The 13,925-nt window shown below is 33.3% G+C and carries 18 protein-coding genes; 10 read left to right on the plus strand and 8 right to left on the minus strand.

The features are described 5' to 3' along the window. Window positions 1-59 precede the first annotated feature (59 nt). Window positions 60-647, minus strand: coding sequence for a hypothetical protein (locus tag C564_RS0113735; RefSeq protein ID WP_003198179.1), 588 nt, complete (start codon window positions 645-647; stop codon window positions 60-62). A gap of 231 nt (window positions 648-878) precedes the next feature. On the opposite strand from C564_RS0113735, the gene C564_RS0113740 reads away from it, so the two are divergent. Beyond that, the gene (locus C564_RS0113740; RefSeq protein WP_018765707.1) at window positions 879-2,081 is read left to right on the plus strand and encodes an MFS transporter; all 1,203 of its coding nucleotides are present in this window, start codon (window positions 879-881) and stop codon (window positions 2,079-2,081) included. Window positions 2,082-2,113: 32 nt separating this feature from the next. Here the strand turns inward: C564_RS0113740 and pduL are convergent, their stop codons facing one another. Beyond that, complete coding sequence (gene pduL, locus C564_RS0113745; RefSeq protein WP_018765708.1) at window positions 2,114-2,683, minus strand: phosphate propanoyltransferase; 570 nt, start codon at window positions 2,681-2,683, stop codon at window positions 2,114-2,116. Window positions 2,684-2,866: 183 nt separating this feature from the next. On the opposite strand from pduL, the gene C564_RS0113750 reads away from it, so the two are divergent. From C564_RS0113750 to coaW, 3 genes are all read left to right on the plus strand, one after another. Next, window positions 2,867-4,066: an LL-diaminopimelate aminotransferase gene (locus C564_RS0113750; RefSeq protein ID WP_018765709.1), complete on the plus strand. Its 1,200-nt coding sequence runs from the start codon at window positions 2,867-2,869 to the stop codon at window positions 4,064-4,066. A gap of 76 nt (window positions 4,067-4,142) precedes the next feature. Continuing rightward, window positions 4,143-4,550, plus strand: coding sequence for a 3-hydroxyacyl-ACP dehydratase FabZ family protein (locus tag C564_RS0113755; RefSeq protein ID WP_018765710.1), 408 nt, complete (start codon window positions 4,143-4,145; stop codon window positions 4,548-4,550). 39 nt (window positions 4,551-4,589) lie between these two features. Beyond that, entirely contained in the window at window positions 4,590-5,411 is an 822-nt protein-coding gene (gene coaW, locus C564_RS0113760) for a type II pantothenate kinase (RefSeq protein ID WP_018765711.1), read from the plus strand. Window positions 5,412-5,509: 98 nt separating this feature from the next. Here coaW and C564_RS0113765 read toward each other — a convergent pair whose 3' ends face one another. The 4 genes from C564_RS0113765 to C564_RS0113780 form a co-directional block, all read right to left on the minus strand. Beyond that, window positions 5,510-5,815: a hypothetical protein gene (locus C564_RS0113765; RefSeq protein ID WP_003198167.1), complete on the minus strand. Its 306-nt coding sequence runs from the start codon at window positions 5,813-5,815 to the stop codon at window positions 5,510-5,512. Window positions 5,816-5,879: 64 nt separating this feature from the next. Beyond that, a complete protein-coding gene (helD, locus tag C564_RS0113770; protein ID WP_018765712.1) occupies window positions 5,880-8,228 on the minus strand; it encodes an RNA polymerase recycling motor HelD in 2,349 nt (782 codons plus the stop codon). Window positions 8,229-8,440: 212 nt separating this feature from the next. Further along, window positions 8,441-8,947, minus strand: coding sequence for a 2'-5' RNA ligase family protein (locus tag C564_RS0113775; RefSeq protein WP_018765713.1), 507 nt, complete (start codon window positions 8,945-8,947; stop codon window positions 8,441-8,443). 38 nt (window positions 8,948-8,985) lie between these two features. Next, a complete protein-coding gene (locus C564_RS0113780; RefSeq protein WP_018765714.1) occupies window positions 8,986-9,453 on the minus strand; it encodes a CcdC family protein in 468 nt (155 codons plus the stop codon). A gap of 457 nt (window positions 9,454-9,910) precedes the next feature. Between C564_RS0113780 and C564_RS0113785 the strand changes: the two genes are divergently transcribed. Genes C564_RS0113785 through C564_RS0113805 form a run of 5 tightly spaced genes read left to right on the plus strand, consistent with a single transcriptional unit; the run spans window position 9,911 to window position 10,701 of the window. Then, the gene (locus tag C564_RS0113785) at window positions 9,911-10,051 is read left to right on the plus strand and encodes a YrzI family small protein (RefSeq protein WP_016115192.1); all 141 of its coding nucleotides are present in this window, start codon (window positions 9,911-9,913) and stop codon (window positions 10,049-10,051) included. A gap of 27 nt (window positions 10,052-10,078) precedes the next feature. Beyond that, window positions 10,079-10,222, plus strand: coding sequence for a YrzI family small protein (locus C564_RS0113790; RefSeq protein ID WP_003198152.1), 144 nt, complete (start codon window positions 10,079-10,081; stop codon window positions 10,220-10,222). Window positions 10,223-10,252: 30 nt separating this feature from the next. Continuing rightward, window positions 10,253-10,396, plus strand: coding sequence for a YrzI family small protein (locus C564_RS0113795; RefSeq protein WP_003198150.1), 144 nt, complete (start codon window positions 10,253-10,255; stop codon window positions 10,394-10,396). Window positions 10,397-10,425: 29 nt separating this feature from the next. Continuing rightward, entirely contained in the window at window positions 10,426-10,566 is a 141-nt protein-coding gene (locus C564_RS0113800) for a YrzI family small protein (RefSeq protein WP_003198148.1), read from the plus strand. A gap of 27 nt (window positions 10,567-10,593) precedes the next feature. Beyond that, the gene (locus C564_RS0113805; RefSeq protein ID WP_018765715.1) at window positions 10,594-10,701 is read left to right on the plus strand and encodes a YrzI family small protein; all 108 of its coding nucleotides are present in this window, start codon (window positions 10,594-10,596) and stop codon (window positions 10,699-10,701) included. Window positions 10,702-11,462: 761 nt separating this feature from the next. Here C564_RS0113805 and C564_RS0113810 read toward each other — a convergent pair. Beyond that, complete coding sequence (locus tag C564_RS0113810; RefSeq protein WP_018765716.1) at window positions 11,463-12,548, minus strand: AI-2E family transporter; 1,086 nt, start codon at window positions 12,546-12,548, stop codon at window positions 11,463-11,465. Between the two features lie 151 nt (window positions 12,549-12,699). Here C564_RS0113810 and C564_RS0113815 point away from each other — a divergent pair, with 151 nt between their 5' ends. After that, a complete protein-coding gene (locus C564_RS0113815) occupies window positions 12,700-13,527 on the plus strand; it encodes an HNH endonuclease (protein WP_018765717.1) in 828 nt (275 codons plus the stop codon). A 229-nt stretch (window positions 13,528-13,756) separates the two neighbouring features. Here the strand turns inward: C564_RS0113815 and C564_RS37435 are convergent, their stop codons facing one another. Beyond that, a complete protein-coding gene (locus C564_RS37435; protein WP_001289320.1) occupies window positions 13,757-13,849 on the minus strand; it encodes a putative holin-like toxin in 93 nt (30 codons plus the stop codon). Window positions 13,850-13,925: the final 76 nt, after the last annotated feature.

Genomic DNA, 13,925 nt, shown 5'->3' on the forward strand with positions numbered 1-13,925 from the left:
TCTTTCTACATATATTTACATATTCTTTTTCAGCAAGAATATGTAAATATCCTCTTTATTCAATGAACTAAGCACTCTATTTCCTTCCAATTTTCTTCTTGTTTTATATATTTACATACATTTATACCATATGCTTGTACAATGAAGGGAAGTGACAATACAAATAGTTCTTTTAACACATTCTCTTCGTATTCATCAACCCAATCCTTTGTTTCTGCACAATAATTAAAAATCAACGTATAGAAACTTCCGCATTCAATTTCTGTTTTACCTACACCTATTTCTCTTAATAACTCTTTACATAATAACGAATGTCCATCAATAAAGCGTGGAAAGTAATAAGCATAAATCATTTCACGACACTTCTCCCTAATCATTTCCTCAAATTTAATATAGTATATTCTACTTTCAAAATAGAACGCTCCCCTTGTTTTCCCACTATACTCGCGTAAAAAATCTCCAATTGTATCATACGTATAGCCTTCATGCGTTTGATTCATATGTACTAAAATACCACTAGAATTCACCATATATTTTGGGACTGATATGTAATAATAGACAATCCAAAAACAAAGCTTTGCTATTATCTCCTCTTCCTGCTTCTCTAAAAACTGGTCGAACAATTTTTTGAAAAATTGTTGAATCATAAGTATCCCTCCCTCGTACATTTTAAATTTATTCCAATTTATTTTCTAATATGTAAATTTGATTTTTTAGCTCTATAAAAGCAAAGTTTTATCCAAATCAAAAAGATTGAACTTTCATTATCAAACACGTAATATAGACTCTGACTCTAAAAAATAATGATTCAAATGTATGAATGAAGAGGAGGATTTATATACGATTTTTCCTATTTTATAAGACTGAGAGGTTTTGTTATGTGGCGTAATAAAAATGTCTGGATTGTTCTAATCGGTGAGTTTATCGCTGGGCTTGGTTTGTGGCTTGGGATTCTTGGCAATCTAGAATTTATGCAGAAGTATGTACCTTCTGATTTTATGAAGTCGGTTATTTTATTTATTGGATTATTAGCCGGTGTTCTTGTTGGTCCGATGGCTGGTCGTGTTATCGATCAATACGAAAAAAAGAAAGTCCTTCTTTATGCTGGTTTCGGCCGTGTTATCAGTGTTATTTTTATGTTCTTCGCTATTCAATATGAGAGTATCGCCTTTATGATTGCCTTTATGATTGCCCTTCAAATTTCAGCGGCTTTTTATTTCCCTGCATTGCAGTCTGTTATTCCGCTTATTGTTCGTGAACATGAACTATTACAGATGAATGGTGTCCATATGAATATCGGAACAATCGCTCGTATTGCAGGAACCTCACTAGGTGGTGTTCTTCTTGTCGTTATGAGTTTACAGTACATGTACGCGTTCTCAATGGCAGCATACGCTTTATTATTCCTTTCGACCTTTTTCCTACAATTTGAAGATCAAAAATCAGATACATCAAGTAAAAAAGCAGCAAAAGATAATAGCTTTATGGAAGTATTTCGGATTTTAAGAGGAATCCCGGTTGCATTTCGGGCACTTATTTTAAGTATTATTCCCCTTTTATTCATCGCTGGTTTCAATTTAATGGTTATTAATATTAGCGAAATGCAACATGATCCGACAATTAAAGGGTTTATTTATACCATTGAAGGTGTGGCTTTTATGTTAGGAGCTTTCGTAATTAAGCGTTTATCTGATCATTTCCCACCTGATAAATTACTTTATTTCTTCGCCTTCTGTACTGCTTTTGCGCATCTCTCATTGTTCTTTAGTGATGTGAAATGGATGGCACTTGTATCATTTGGTCTATTTGGATTTAGCGTTGGCTGTTTCTTCCCTATCATGTCAACAATTTTCCAAACAAAAGTTGAAAAAAGTTATCATGGACGTCTTTTCTCATTCCGTAATATGTTTGAAAGGGTAATGTTCCAAATTGTCTTACTTGGAACTGGATTCTTCTTAGACACAATTGGGTTACGATATATGGTTCTTATTTTTGGCGCTATTTCATTATTAATTATTTTTATGTCGTTATCAAAGCACAAGCAGGCAAGTAAAAACACTTCCCAAGTATCGAACATGTAAAATCCATCTCCAAATTGAGATGGATTTTTCTCTTATTGTAAGAGATGACCTAAGTCTCCTGTTGTTATATTCCCACTATTTGCTTCATCTGTATCAATATGCATATCTAAGGCGTATGTATCTTTTACACGAATTAACACTTGATTAAAAATCAATCCTCTGCTTCCTTCTACTTTCACACTTGCATATTGTCCATCTTTCACTTGAAATTTTTCAGCATCTTGAGGTGTCATATGGATATGGCGCTCAGCGATGATTACACCTTTTTCAATTTTTAAAGAACCCTTTGGACCAATAAGAGTAATCCCTGGTGTTCCATCAATATTGCCTGATGCTCGAATCGGAGCATCCACTCCTAATTTACGTGCATCTGTTTTTGAAATTTCAACCTGTGTAAACTTTCGAATAGGACCAAGGATACGGACTTTTGGGATTTCCGCCTTTTCAGTCTTAATCGTTACTGTTTCTTTCGCTGCAAACTCTCCTGGTTGTGAAAGTTCTTTTGCAACCAGGAGCTCATATCCTTCCCCAAAAAGCTTTTCTAACCCTTCGTTTGTCAGATGAATATGCCGATTTGATACACCAATTGGAATTTGTTTCACCTTTAACACCTCTTCATTATGTGGTAGTATTCATACTCTTTAGCCTTCCCTTCTTTTTCTTTTTACACAACTGTGTTTTGAATTCTGACTCAAAAGTGATAAAATATAATCATGTGTTTTCAGAATAATAAAAGAATATAAAAGTTAGAAAAATGAAAGCACAGTTTTTTAGGAGGGGTTTTGATGACTTATACGTTAGCAGCTAGAATGAAAGCATTTCAATCTTCTATATTCAGTGAATTAGCAGCTTATAAAAAGGAAAAAATTGCAGCAGGTCACAAAATGATCGATTTAAGTATTGGCAATCCAGATATGCCTCCTGCTGATATTGTAAGAGAAGCTATGGTACATACAGCAAGCGGAAAAGAAAATTACGGTTATACTTTAACAGGTATTCAAGAATTTCACGAGTCAGTAACTGAATATTACGATAACAATCACAATGTTAAATTAGATCCAAACAATGAAGTTTTATTATTAATGGGTTCCCAAGATGGACTCGTTCACTTACCTATGGTTTTTGCAAATCCAGGTGATCTTATTTTAGTACCTGATCCTGGATATACAGCATATGAGACGGGTATTCAAATGGCAGGTGCAAAGCCTTACTTCATGCCTTTAAAGAAGGAAAATGATTTTTTACCTAATTTACAAGACGTTCCTGAAGAAATTGCTAAACAAGCAAAAATGATGATATTAAACTTCCCTGGAAATCCAGTCCCGGCAATGGCTCATGAAGATTTCTTCAAAGAAGTTATCATCTTCGCAAAACAATACAATATCATTGTGGTACATGATTTCGCATATGCAGAATTTTATTATGATGGAAAGAAACCAATCAGTTTCTTATCTGTTCCTGGCGCCAAAGAAGTTGGTGTTGAAATTAATTCCCTATCCAAAAGCTACAGCTTAGCTGGTAGCCGCATTGGTTATATGATTGGAAATAAAGAAATTGTAGGTGCACTAGCGCAATTTAAATCCAACACAGATTACGGTGTGTTCTTACCAATTCAAAAGGCTGCATCAGTTGCCTTACGTCAAGGTGCCGACTTCTGCGCCAAAAATCGGATTATCTACCAAGAACGTAGAGATACTTTAGTTGATGGATTTGCTTCTTTCGGATGGCATGTTGATAGACCAGCTGGTAGTATGTTTGTTTGGGCTGAAACCCCAAAAGGCTGGACCTCATTAGACTTTACCTATGCACTAATGGATCGTGCGCATGTTGTTGTAACCCCTGGTCATGCTTTTGGACCACATGGTGAAGGTTTTGTTCGCATCGCACTTGTCCAAGATAAAGAAGTATTACAACAAGTTGTTGAAAACATTAAAAATAGCGGTATTTTCTCTCTTGAAAAAGCAGATGCATTAGTCAAGAATTAATTACAAATCCCCTGCTTCCTTTTAGCAGGGGTTATTATTTTATATTCACTTTTCATTTAGAAATTAGGAGGTACATATGAATATCACAGCTATTAACGATACACTTCCCCATCGTCACCCATTTTTAATGATTGATAGAATTACAGAAATTGAAAATGAAAAATCCGTAAAAGGATATAAATTAATAACAACTAACGAATGGTTTATAAATGAGAATCAAAACAGTATGCCTCACATGCTAATTGTAGAGGCACTTGCGCAGCTTGGAGCATTCGTGGGAACAAGCAAGTCTAATGGATTAGGGTTTCTCTCCTCATTAGACGGCGTAACATTTAATGGAACTGCTACTCCTGGTGATAAGCTAGATTTACAATATGAAGTTCTACGGAACAAACGAGGATTTATTCTCGGCAAAGGAATCGCTTCTGTAAACGGAAAAACGATTGTTACAATCGAAAAATTACTAGTTTATATCACAAAATAAAGGTTTTATTATAACTATACAATGACAAGGAGTACAAGAATGAAGAGCGCTGTCGGTATTGATGCTGGTGGAACATTAACGAAAATTGCTTATTTTAATGAAAACAATACATTGCATTTTAAAAAATTTTACTCCTATGAACAAAACAAAATTAAAGATTGGTTACATAATCATACACATATTAATAGATTATCTATAACTGGCGGTAAAGCTGAGCAATTACAAACATTATTTTTAGAAAAATACACTATAGAGTATGTTGCAGAATTCGATGCCACACTTGCAGGCGTTCATTACCTCATTAATAAAGAAAAACACTTTATCAATAACTTTGTTTTAACAAATATCGGTACAGGAACGTCCATTCACTATGTCCATAACAAAAAATATATCCGTGCTGGTGGAACTGGCATTGGCGGAGGGACAATCATGGGGTTATCAAAGCTGTTAACAAACATAGATTGTTTTGAAGAAGTCATTCAACATACAAAACTAGGATCTAGACAGAATCTCGATATAACAGTTAGAGATATTTATAACGGCGTTCTTTCCCCAATTGATAGTAGTTTAACAGCTAGTAATTTTGGAAAAGCTGCTATGAGTGAAGCGGATTATAACAAGTCTGATTTAATTGCTACCCTTCAAGGTCTTGTTGGTGAAGTAGTTACTGCATTAAGCCTTCAATTTGCAGAAGCAAAAGATATGGATCATATCGTTTATATTGGATCTACACTATCAAATAATACACATCTACAAGAAATTATAGGTAGTTATACTTTGTATCAAAATAAAAAACCTATCTTCTTAGAAGATCACGGTTTTAGCGGGGCTATTGGTGCCTTCCTGAGTATAGCGAAATAAATATATTACAAAGAAAAGAGCCTCTGTGAAAGAAAAAACATGAGTCGAAATTTTACATAATAAAAAAGCTGGTTTTTAGACCAGCTTTTTTATTTGAACTATAGCTCTACATACCCTTTTTCTCCACCGAGATACTGAAAGCCAGTTACACCAAATTCTTTCGTTACATATAATTTTATCGCTTCAATCCCTTCACCAAAATAAGGAATAGGGTTTTTCAAAAACGAGATTGTTTTTTCTCCATCATAAATTTTAGCTTTTATTATATCTTTGTCCGAATGAAACAATATATATATTCCCTTATAATAATATTCATAATATCCCTCTTCATCCTGTTCACTCTTGTCTTCAAAAGGTATACATTCCATTTTATAAGTATCCCCATTAATATTTATTAATTCCATGTAATCCGCCCCTTTAAGGAAAACTTAGGTACATTAACATGTAACAACCTCTTTTATTCCGCTTCTACATTTTCTTGTAACAATACGTTTTTGGAGAAACAGACTGTAAAAATTCATTCATCTCCCCTACAGAATAAATATATAACTCATGCATCGCACGCGTACAAGCGGTATAAAATAACTTACGTTCACTTTCTCGGCTGTATTTTTCCTCTGATGCATCGTAGATAATGACCGCATCAAACTCTACCCCTTTCGATAAATACGATGGGATAATCAAAATACCTTCATCAAACGAACTCGTTTCTTTCTTAATGAGGCGAACTGGTAATGATGTTTGTAGGGCATAGTACACTTCTTCACTTTCTTCCGCTGTTTTACAAATAACCGCAATTGTTCTGTGACCACTTTGCTTCAATTGTTCGATTTGGTCCACAATCTTTTTATGATGAGCTTCTCCTTCTTTCACTTCTGTTATAATCGGTTGTTTTCCTTCACGCTGAAACGGTTCAATTTCATCACCGTCAATTAACTGCTTCGTAAATTCAATAATTTGCTTTGTAGAGCGATAACTACGCGTAAGAACAATTTTTTCACTTAGTTCTTCCCCATACAAGGTACTTAACTGTGAAAATTCATTCTCTGATGCATGTTCATAAATGGTCTGATTAAAATCACCTAGTATTGTCATTTTTGTATGCGGAAATATTCGTTTCAAAAATGCATATTGAAATGCAGAATAATCCTGCGCTTCATCAATAAATATGTGCTGCACAGATGTATTTTTTTGTAATTCTTCCAATTGGTCTTTCATGTATAAATAAGGCGTTGCATCTTCATACGCCATATAAAAACCTTGCATTTTTTCTATTGTTTCTCCGCATATTTCATCCCATTTTTGTGGTAATTCATTTTCTTCTACAAGTTGCTTAGCAAACTGCGGATCTTTAAATAACTGCATATAGAGTGCTGGTGTATGAATAAATTGTAATTTTTCCACACGTCTTTGGAGCGGTTTAAAATATTTTTTTACAACGATAGCTGCTAACATATTTTGTTCACGTTCAAAATCATCAAACGTACCATCGGAATATTCTTGTCTTTTCTGTAATTTCTGATGAACTTTTGCGTATGTTTCTTTATCTAATAACTGTACTTCTTCTTCCACCCAAAGTTTTTTTCTCTCTATTTTTTCTTGCTCCTTCAGCTCCTTTAACAACCACTCAGAAATTAACTTTATTCGATTTGGAATCCGTATTGAAGGATCAAATTTATAAAATTGTTCTTTTATTTGTTCTTTAGAGATTAATACTTCCCCTCTAAATTTTATATCTTTAAATAACATACCTTCTCGTTTTAAATAAGATACATACTGATCTACTACTTCAATAAAATCAGAACTTGCTTTATATCTAATCCCTTCTAATCGTGTTTCATAGCCCTTTTCTCCCATTCTTGTCAGTACATATTCCATTTGTGTAAATGGATCTTCTAATTCAAATTTCTTATCAATATGACGCTCTAAGTATTCTTGGAATGTCGTTTGCTTCATATTGTCTTCGCCAAGTTCTGGTAGTACTGTGGAAACATAACTATTAAACATCGAGTTTGGAGAAAAAAGAACGATTTGATCAGCGTGTAATGTCTCTCGATAACGATATAATAAATATGCGACGCGCTGAAGTGCTGCCGATGTTTTACCGCTCCCCGCAGCTCCTTGAACAACAAGTAAACGACTTTTTTCATTCCGAATAATTTGGTTTTGCTCCTTTTGAATTGTTGAAACAATGCTTTTCATTTGTGTATTGGCGTTATTTCCTAATACTTCTTGTAGCAATTTATCGCCAATCGTCACTCCTGTATCAAACATACTTACAATTCGACCATTCCGAATAACATATTGCCTTTTTAATGTCATTTCACCCGAAATCGTATCATTAGGTGCTTCGTATTTAGCTCTTCCTACAGAATAGTCATAATACAAACTTGATATAGGGGCTCGCCAGTCATACACAAGAAATTGTTCTGTCTGTTCATCGTAGAATGAGTGAATACCAAGATAAATAGCATCCTCACTTTTTTCACCGTCTTCTAAAAAATCTACCCTTCCAAAGTATGGTGATTGCTGTAATCTTCGTAATCCTTTTAGTTGATTATAAGCATGGCGGTGACTTTGCTCTCGTTCAGATAATAACTCTGCTTGTTGTTTGATACTTGCTGCCGTTTCGATAGCCTCTTCTGTATTATCAACATTCACAGTTACATCGTCCCAAAAATGTTTTCGAATCCGGACAACATCTTTTGTTGCTGCACTTGTATATTGCTCTAATGTATCAATATGTCTTTCAATCTTTCCAACTACTTCTTTCACACGATGTTGTTCCTGTTTCCACTCTTGACTTGTTTTCTCCATATCGCCACTCCTTATCAACTAATCGTTCTGATGCTCATTGTTTGACGTTATAACAAATTCAATAAAAAGTTTGACAAACAAGTAATCGATTTGTTATAATTAAATTGGGTAATTATTGAGTTTTCGCAAAAAATAAACAATGAGCGTTTTTCCATTTTAACACATATATATGAAAAATCAATAAAAAGGAGATACAAATTTGTATCTCCTTTTTATTTTGGAAGTTCCACTTCAAATTCTATTATTGATTCTCCATCTTCTCCAATACGTTCAACACTTACTTTTTCAATTATACATTGCAATCGCGTGCTTAATTTCGGCACCTTCTCCGCAATTTCTATTGCCCGTTTTTCATTTTCTTTTCGTCCAACTGTAACATGTGGTATATAGGGTATATCACTTCGCAAAAATTCCGCTAAAGGTCCTGTATATAACTTATCGTGTAACTCTCTTACCTGTTCCCTTCCCTTTTCAACACATACGAACAAATAATCACCTTCATGACTTATTTGATTGATAAGCTCAATTTCTATCGGATGAATCCCTTGCAATTTTCGTGCTATATGCGCTCTTAGTTCATCATTAGAAAGTTCACCTTCAAAAGGAAACACAAGTGTAATATGTGGTTGAATGAATCCAAATAAAGGATCATGCTTTTTTCTAATCGCTTCAATTTCATCTATTTGCGCCTCACCTAGAAAAAGTAAAATAGTGCGCATTCTCCAATCTCCCTCCAACGAAACAAAAAAACTCAACTCTATGAAACTGCACGAAAAACTTTTCTAAACTTCATATAACAAGCAAATCTCCATGGAACTATATAAGAAATCGCAACAACATAAAACAATAACCCTATCGTTTGCTGATCCAAATCAATTATATATTGCCTAGAAACATACCTTAAAATTACAATCCCGATAAAAGTAATGAGAAAAGCTACACTTTTCTTCGTATAGATATTCCCATCTTCTCTTCTCTCATAATTTGTAAGTATAATAAGTGGAATCGCGAAAAGAATTCCAAATAACATCGCAAAGCCAATGTATACTACAGCCGGATGAATAGGACCAAAAAACATTAAAATTCCTGGTGATAAAAAAAGCAGTGGTAATAAAATTCGTTTACCATTTCCCTTTATCGGTCTATGCATAGAGCGGTAACGCCGCCATAAAATCAATAATGCAATACATAAAAACATCGTTATTAACGAAGATGTATCTCCCATATGTTTTCCTTCTCTCCTAAAATATTTTATCTAACACTGCTATACAATTTATTAAACCGTTTGTTCTAAAGAAATTTTTCGAATACATATGCCACTAATCACAAAACATACGCATTTTAATCAAAATTAAAAATTTTCACTTTTTTAGTTTACAATTATCCATTAATTGTATATACTTACTAACGTAAGAAAAAAATTCTAAAAGGAGGTCGAATAAAATGATGAAATTACAATTACATGTTGCATCTATTTTACAATTAAATATGAATTCGACCACCCTAATGGAGAATTGAAAATCGTTCGGTATTTTCTTTAATTAGCAAATTCGCCACAGGAGGTCGTATACTTTCCTGTGGCTTTTTCATGCCTGTCACAGGAGAATTATATCTTCCTGTGGCTTTTTTGTGCGATTTTTTAATCTCTAACACTATTTCTTTTCGGAAGGAGCAAATATTCAATGACTTTTCACGTACTTTTTTTCAGTATTACAATCCAACGAAAGCAATTATCTGAAGTTGAAATGTTACACGATCAACACATTCAAAAGACTATGAATGACATAAAGGAGCGTCAATGTCCTTACAGTAGTCACCTGTAATTCCTTTACGAAAGGAGGAATTCATTTATGACGATTCATATTTTCTTTTTTACGTTTGCTCTTCAGAAAAAATCTTTATCTGAAACTGAGATTTTACGTAAACAACAATTAAAAGCGATTACGGACGAAGTAAAAGATCGCAAGAGTTCTTATTATAATCAAATGTATTAAAAATTAATTTATAAAAGGAGCAATCTTCTGATGAAATTTCGAGTATTCTTTTTAACCATTACTGTTCACAAAAGTAAAGTCTCTGAAACTGAAATTTTACAAGAACAGCAAATCAAAAAAATGATGGATGAAGTGAAAGAACGTCAAGTTTCTTATTACAACCATATGTACTAAAAATTTATATAAAAAGGAGCAATCACCTTATGAAATTCCAAGTTTTCTTTTTAACGATTACAATTCACAAAAACAAATTTTCTGAGTTCGAAATGTTACACGATCAACACATTAAAAATGCTATGGATGAAGTGAAAGAACGTCAAGTCCCTTATTGTAGTCACCTATAATTCCTTTACGAAAGGAAGAATTCATTTATGAAATTTCATGTTTTCTTTTTAACGATTACCATTCAAAAGATGCGATTATCTGAAGCTGGAATTGTGCAAGAACAGCAATATAAAAAGATTATGGATGACATTTGAGATCGTAGAAGCAAATATTATACACATCTATAATGATGCGATTTAAATCTTATGAGAGGAGAGGATTAAGATGTTAATGGCGCGGTGTAAAGAAATGATTTGGATTATTGAGAGGGATTCCACATAGTCCAATGTATGATGTTTTAAAAGGTTATTTTTTTCAAATAAACACGAAAAGATCACACAATAAAAACGCCTAATTTCCATTTGAAACTAGGTGTTTTTATTGTGATACCTAAAGTTAACTTTCATCCTCATTTATAACAAGGTAGTAATTTTCTCTAGTATTCCCACGCCTTCAAGTAATCTTTTAAATCATGCGGATGAACTTTCGCACAGACCCCACCCCAATGCGGGTATATACTTGAGCAATTACCTCTTCTATTAATCTTGAGTTTTCGACCTTCAAATCGTTCAATTGCGAAAATGCCGTAAATAACGTCTCTGTGTCTAGATTATTTGGTGAGGAACAAAATGCGTATGTAAAATCATAAAATAATGACCCCACCATCGGCGAAGGATCAATAATTCCATTCAACACTTCATGATGAAACAAAAAATTATGAATACTGGCGTCATCATGCAAAAAATATTTTTCTTCTTGATCTTCCCATTTTGATCAGGAATGAACAAAAGCTATCACTTTCTCATCATAGTCTTCTTTTGGTAATACGCCACTCGTGATATCTCTCCTCTATAAAATCAAAAAAGATACATCGCTTAACAAGCAATGTATCCTTCTTGATTCATATGAATTCTTTTTATTTCCGATTATTTCTTTTCATCTTAAATAATCTCACCAAGTTTGAAACAACTGTTTTTGTCACAGCGTAAGCTGGTACTGCTAAAATCATCCCAACAATACCCGCGAAATTACCTACACCAAGAATTAACACAATAATTGTTAAAGGATGGATATTTAATTTCGAACTCATAATACGCGGTGAAATGATGTTACTCTCAAATTGTTGTACAATTGTTACGATAACAATTACCCAGAATGCTTGCATTGGAGATACAAATAATCCAACAATTACAGCTGGTGCTGCCCCAATAAAAGGTCCTAAATTCGGGATAATATTTGTAAATGCCGCTATAATACCTAAAACAAAAGCATATGGCAAATCAATGATGACATATCCGATAAATGTAAATGCACCGACGAATAAACAAACGAGCGCTTGCCCCTGAATATAGGCAGACAACGTTTCACCTGTTTCTTTTATAATACGAAGTCCTTCTTCACGATACGATTCTGGTAAAAAACTAACAGCTTTTCCTGGAAATGCATGACCATCTTTAAACATGTAAAACAAGATAAATGGTACTGTAAATACGACTAATGCAACGTTTGTAATAATACCGAATAAAGCCGTTGCACTCGACGTTATTGTATTTGGTATCTCTTTTAAATACTCAATTGCGTTTTTTTCAATCGTTTCAATTGATACATAATCTTGTGTAGCCAGCCATTCAAATAGCCTATGATGAGATAATTCTTGTATGTATACTTTCCCCTCTTTAATATATGTTGGCATGTTTTTCACTAGGTCCATTAGCTGCTGTGAAATCGTTGGAACGACTACACCAATTGCAACTGCTGCCAGTGTAATGATAAAAACATATAACAACAATATCGCTAAACTTCTAGGAACTTTTTTCGCCTCTAAAAACACTAACACTGGATTAAAGATGAAATATAAAAACATAGCGATTAAAATCGGGAAAAATAAAGTGGAAATGAATATGCCAATCGGTTGAAATAAAAATGATATTTTTGTGCAAATAAATATAATTCCTACAACCATTAGCACTTCTAATGTCCAAAAGTGCACTTTCGATTTCAAAAAAACGTCCTCCTTTAAACTAGCACTTCCCTATATTGTATCAAAACATCCATGAATTTTACATGCTATTTTCACCTTCAATGTTCCAAAATGCGAATAAATACACTACAATGAGATTACATACAAATTTGCAGGGTAAAAGGTGATAAATATGACGCAATGTATTATTTGCAGAAAAGAAACGAAAGAACTTAGTGAACAACATGTTATCCCAGAGATTTTATGTGGACATTATTTTACAAATTCAATTTGTGATACTTGTTATGAACATCTCACAATAAACGTGGATCGACCATTAATTCGGCATAAATTGATTCAATATAAAATCGAACAAATGAAGCAACAAATTGATTCTCCTCTTTATACGAATGAATATGGTCAAGAATTAGCTGCGGCAGAAACTGAAGAAGTTGAAACAAACGATGAAATATACTATTCTAATGAATTAATTATGAAACTATGTAAAAAACATGATATTTCATTGCATAATGAAATTTGGAAAGAAGAGCGCGTAACAAAAGTAGCAAGCTCAATTCAACGTGAATTACTTTTAGATAACCGTAAATATAAAATGAGTATCTTAAAAATGGCTTATACATTCGCAGTACATACAATTGACGGTTATTTTAATGATCCAGATGCGATTGATATTTCTACTATTATATCTAATGTTGACTTTATCGAATTAAAAGAACGAAGCATTGTTCGTGATTTAAGTAAAAGTTCATTGTGGAATACCCTTAATACAACTAGCGATAATCATTATTTTATCTTATTAAGTGACAAAGATGGTCTATTCTGCTTCATTCGTCTATTTGATATTTTTGATGTTGTTGTCCATCTTTCTAGAAAAAAATATCAACTTCCATCTCCAATTGTTGGAGTGAATGATATAGAAAAACAAGAATTCTATATTGAAAATTTAAAACAATACATGGATAAGTTATTTAAACAAAAAAGCCCAAAAACTCATATCTAATTACAAACCAGAACATACGGTCTCCTTTCTTGATGAAAAGACACTATGTTATAATGAGTATGAAAAGAACAATACAATCACATAAAACAATTATAAATTGTATATAAATAAAAAAGACTAGTGTGCGGCTACACACCAGTCTATGTAACTTAGCAGATTGGATTGTTCATTTATCCTATTTGTTTCTTACAAACGAGACAACCCACATTCTATTGGCATAGGTGGGTTGTTATTTTTTGAGCTTGTCAATTAATACGACAACAAACGTTAACAATGCAACGAGAAATAATCCACCTTGCAGTAACAACGCAATTTCACTCATTTATTATCACCTCCCTTCTATCCGGAGAAGTGATAATTGAACAACCAACCATACCATAAGTTACCTCTTAATTTTA

This window comes from Bacillus sp. 105MF (assembly GCF_000374885.1).
GTDB classification, from domain to species: Bacteria; Bacillota; Bacilli; order Bacillales; family Bacillaceae_G; genus Bacillus_A; species Bacillus_A pseudomycoides.

Coding starts and splice junctions, on each gene's coding strand:
- helD (WP_018765712.1), bottom strand. CDS start 8,228: ATGGAGAAAACAAGTCAAGAGTGGAAACAGGAACAACATCGTGTGAAA.
- C564_RS0113765 (WP_003198167.1), bottom strand. CDS start 5,815: ATGGAATTAATAAATATTAATGGGGATACTTATAAAATGGAATGTATA.
- C564_RS0113795 (WP_003198150.1), top strand. CDS start 10,253: ATGAAATTTCGAGTATTCTTTTTAACCATTACTGTTCACAAAAGTAAA.
- C564_RS0113755 (WP_018765710.1), top strand. CDS start 4,143: ATGAATATCACAGCTATTAACGATACACTTCCCCATCGTCACCCATTT.
- C564_RS0113800 (WP_003198148.1), top strand. CDS start 10,426: ATGAAATTCCAAGTTTTCTTTTTAACGATTACAATTCACAAAAACAAA.
- C564_RS0113815 (WP_018765717.1), top strand. CDS start 12,700: ATGACGCAATGTATTATTTGCAGAAAAGAAACGAAAGAACTTAGTGAA.
- C564_RS0113805 (WP_018765715.1), top strand. CDS start 10,594: ATGAAATTTCATGTTTTCTTTTTAACGATTACCATTCAAAAGATGCGA.
- coaW (WP_018765711.1), top strand. CDS start 4,590: ATGAAGAGCGCTGTCGGTATTGATGCTGGTGGAACATTAACGAAAATT.
- C564_RS0113735 (WP_003198179.1), bottom strand. CDS start 647: ATGATTCAACAATTTTTCAAAAAATTGTTCGACCAGTTTTTAGAGAAG.
- C564_RS0113780 (WP_018765714.1), bottom strand. CDS start 9,453: ATGGGAGATACATCTTCGTTAATAACGATGTTTTTATGTATTGCATTA.
- C564_RS37435 (WP_001289320.1), bottom strand. CDS start 13,849: ATGAGTGAAATTGCGTTGTTACTGCAAGGTGGATTATTTCTCGTTGCA.
- C564_RS0113750 (WP_018765709.1), top strand. CDS start 2,867: ATGACTTATACGTTAGCAGCTAGAATGAAAGCATTTCAATCTTCTATA.
- C564_RS0113775 (WP_018765713.1), bottom strand. CDS start 8,947: ATGCGCACTATTTTACTTTTTCTAGGTGAGGCGCAAATAGATGAAATT.
- C564_RS0113740 (WP_018765707.1), top strand. CDS start 879: ATGTGGCGTAATAAAAATGTCTGGATTGTTCTAATCGGTGAGTTTATC.
- C564_RS0113790 (WP_003198152.1), top strand. CDS start 10,079: ATGACGATTCATATTTTCTTTTTTACGTTTGCTCTTCAGAAAAAATCT.
- C564_RS0113785 (WP_016115192.1), top strand. CDS start 9,911: ATGACTTTTCACGTACTTTTTTTCAGTATTACAATCCAACGAAAGCAA.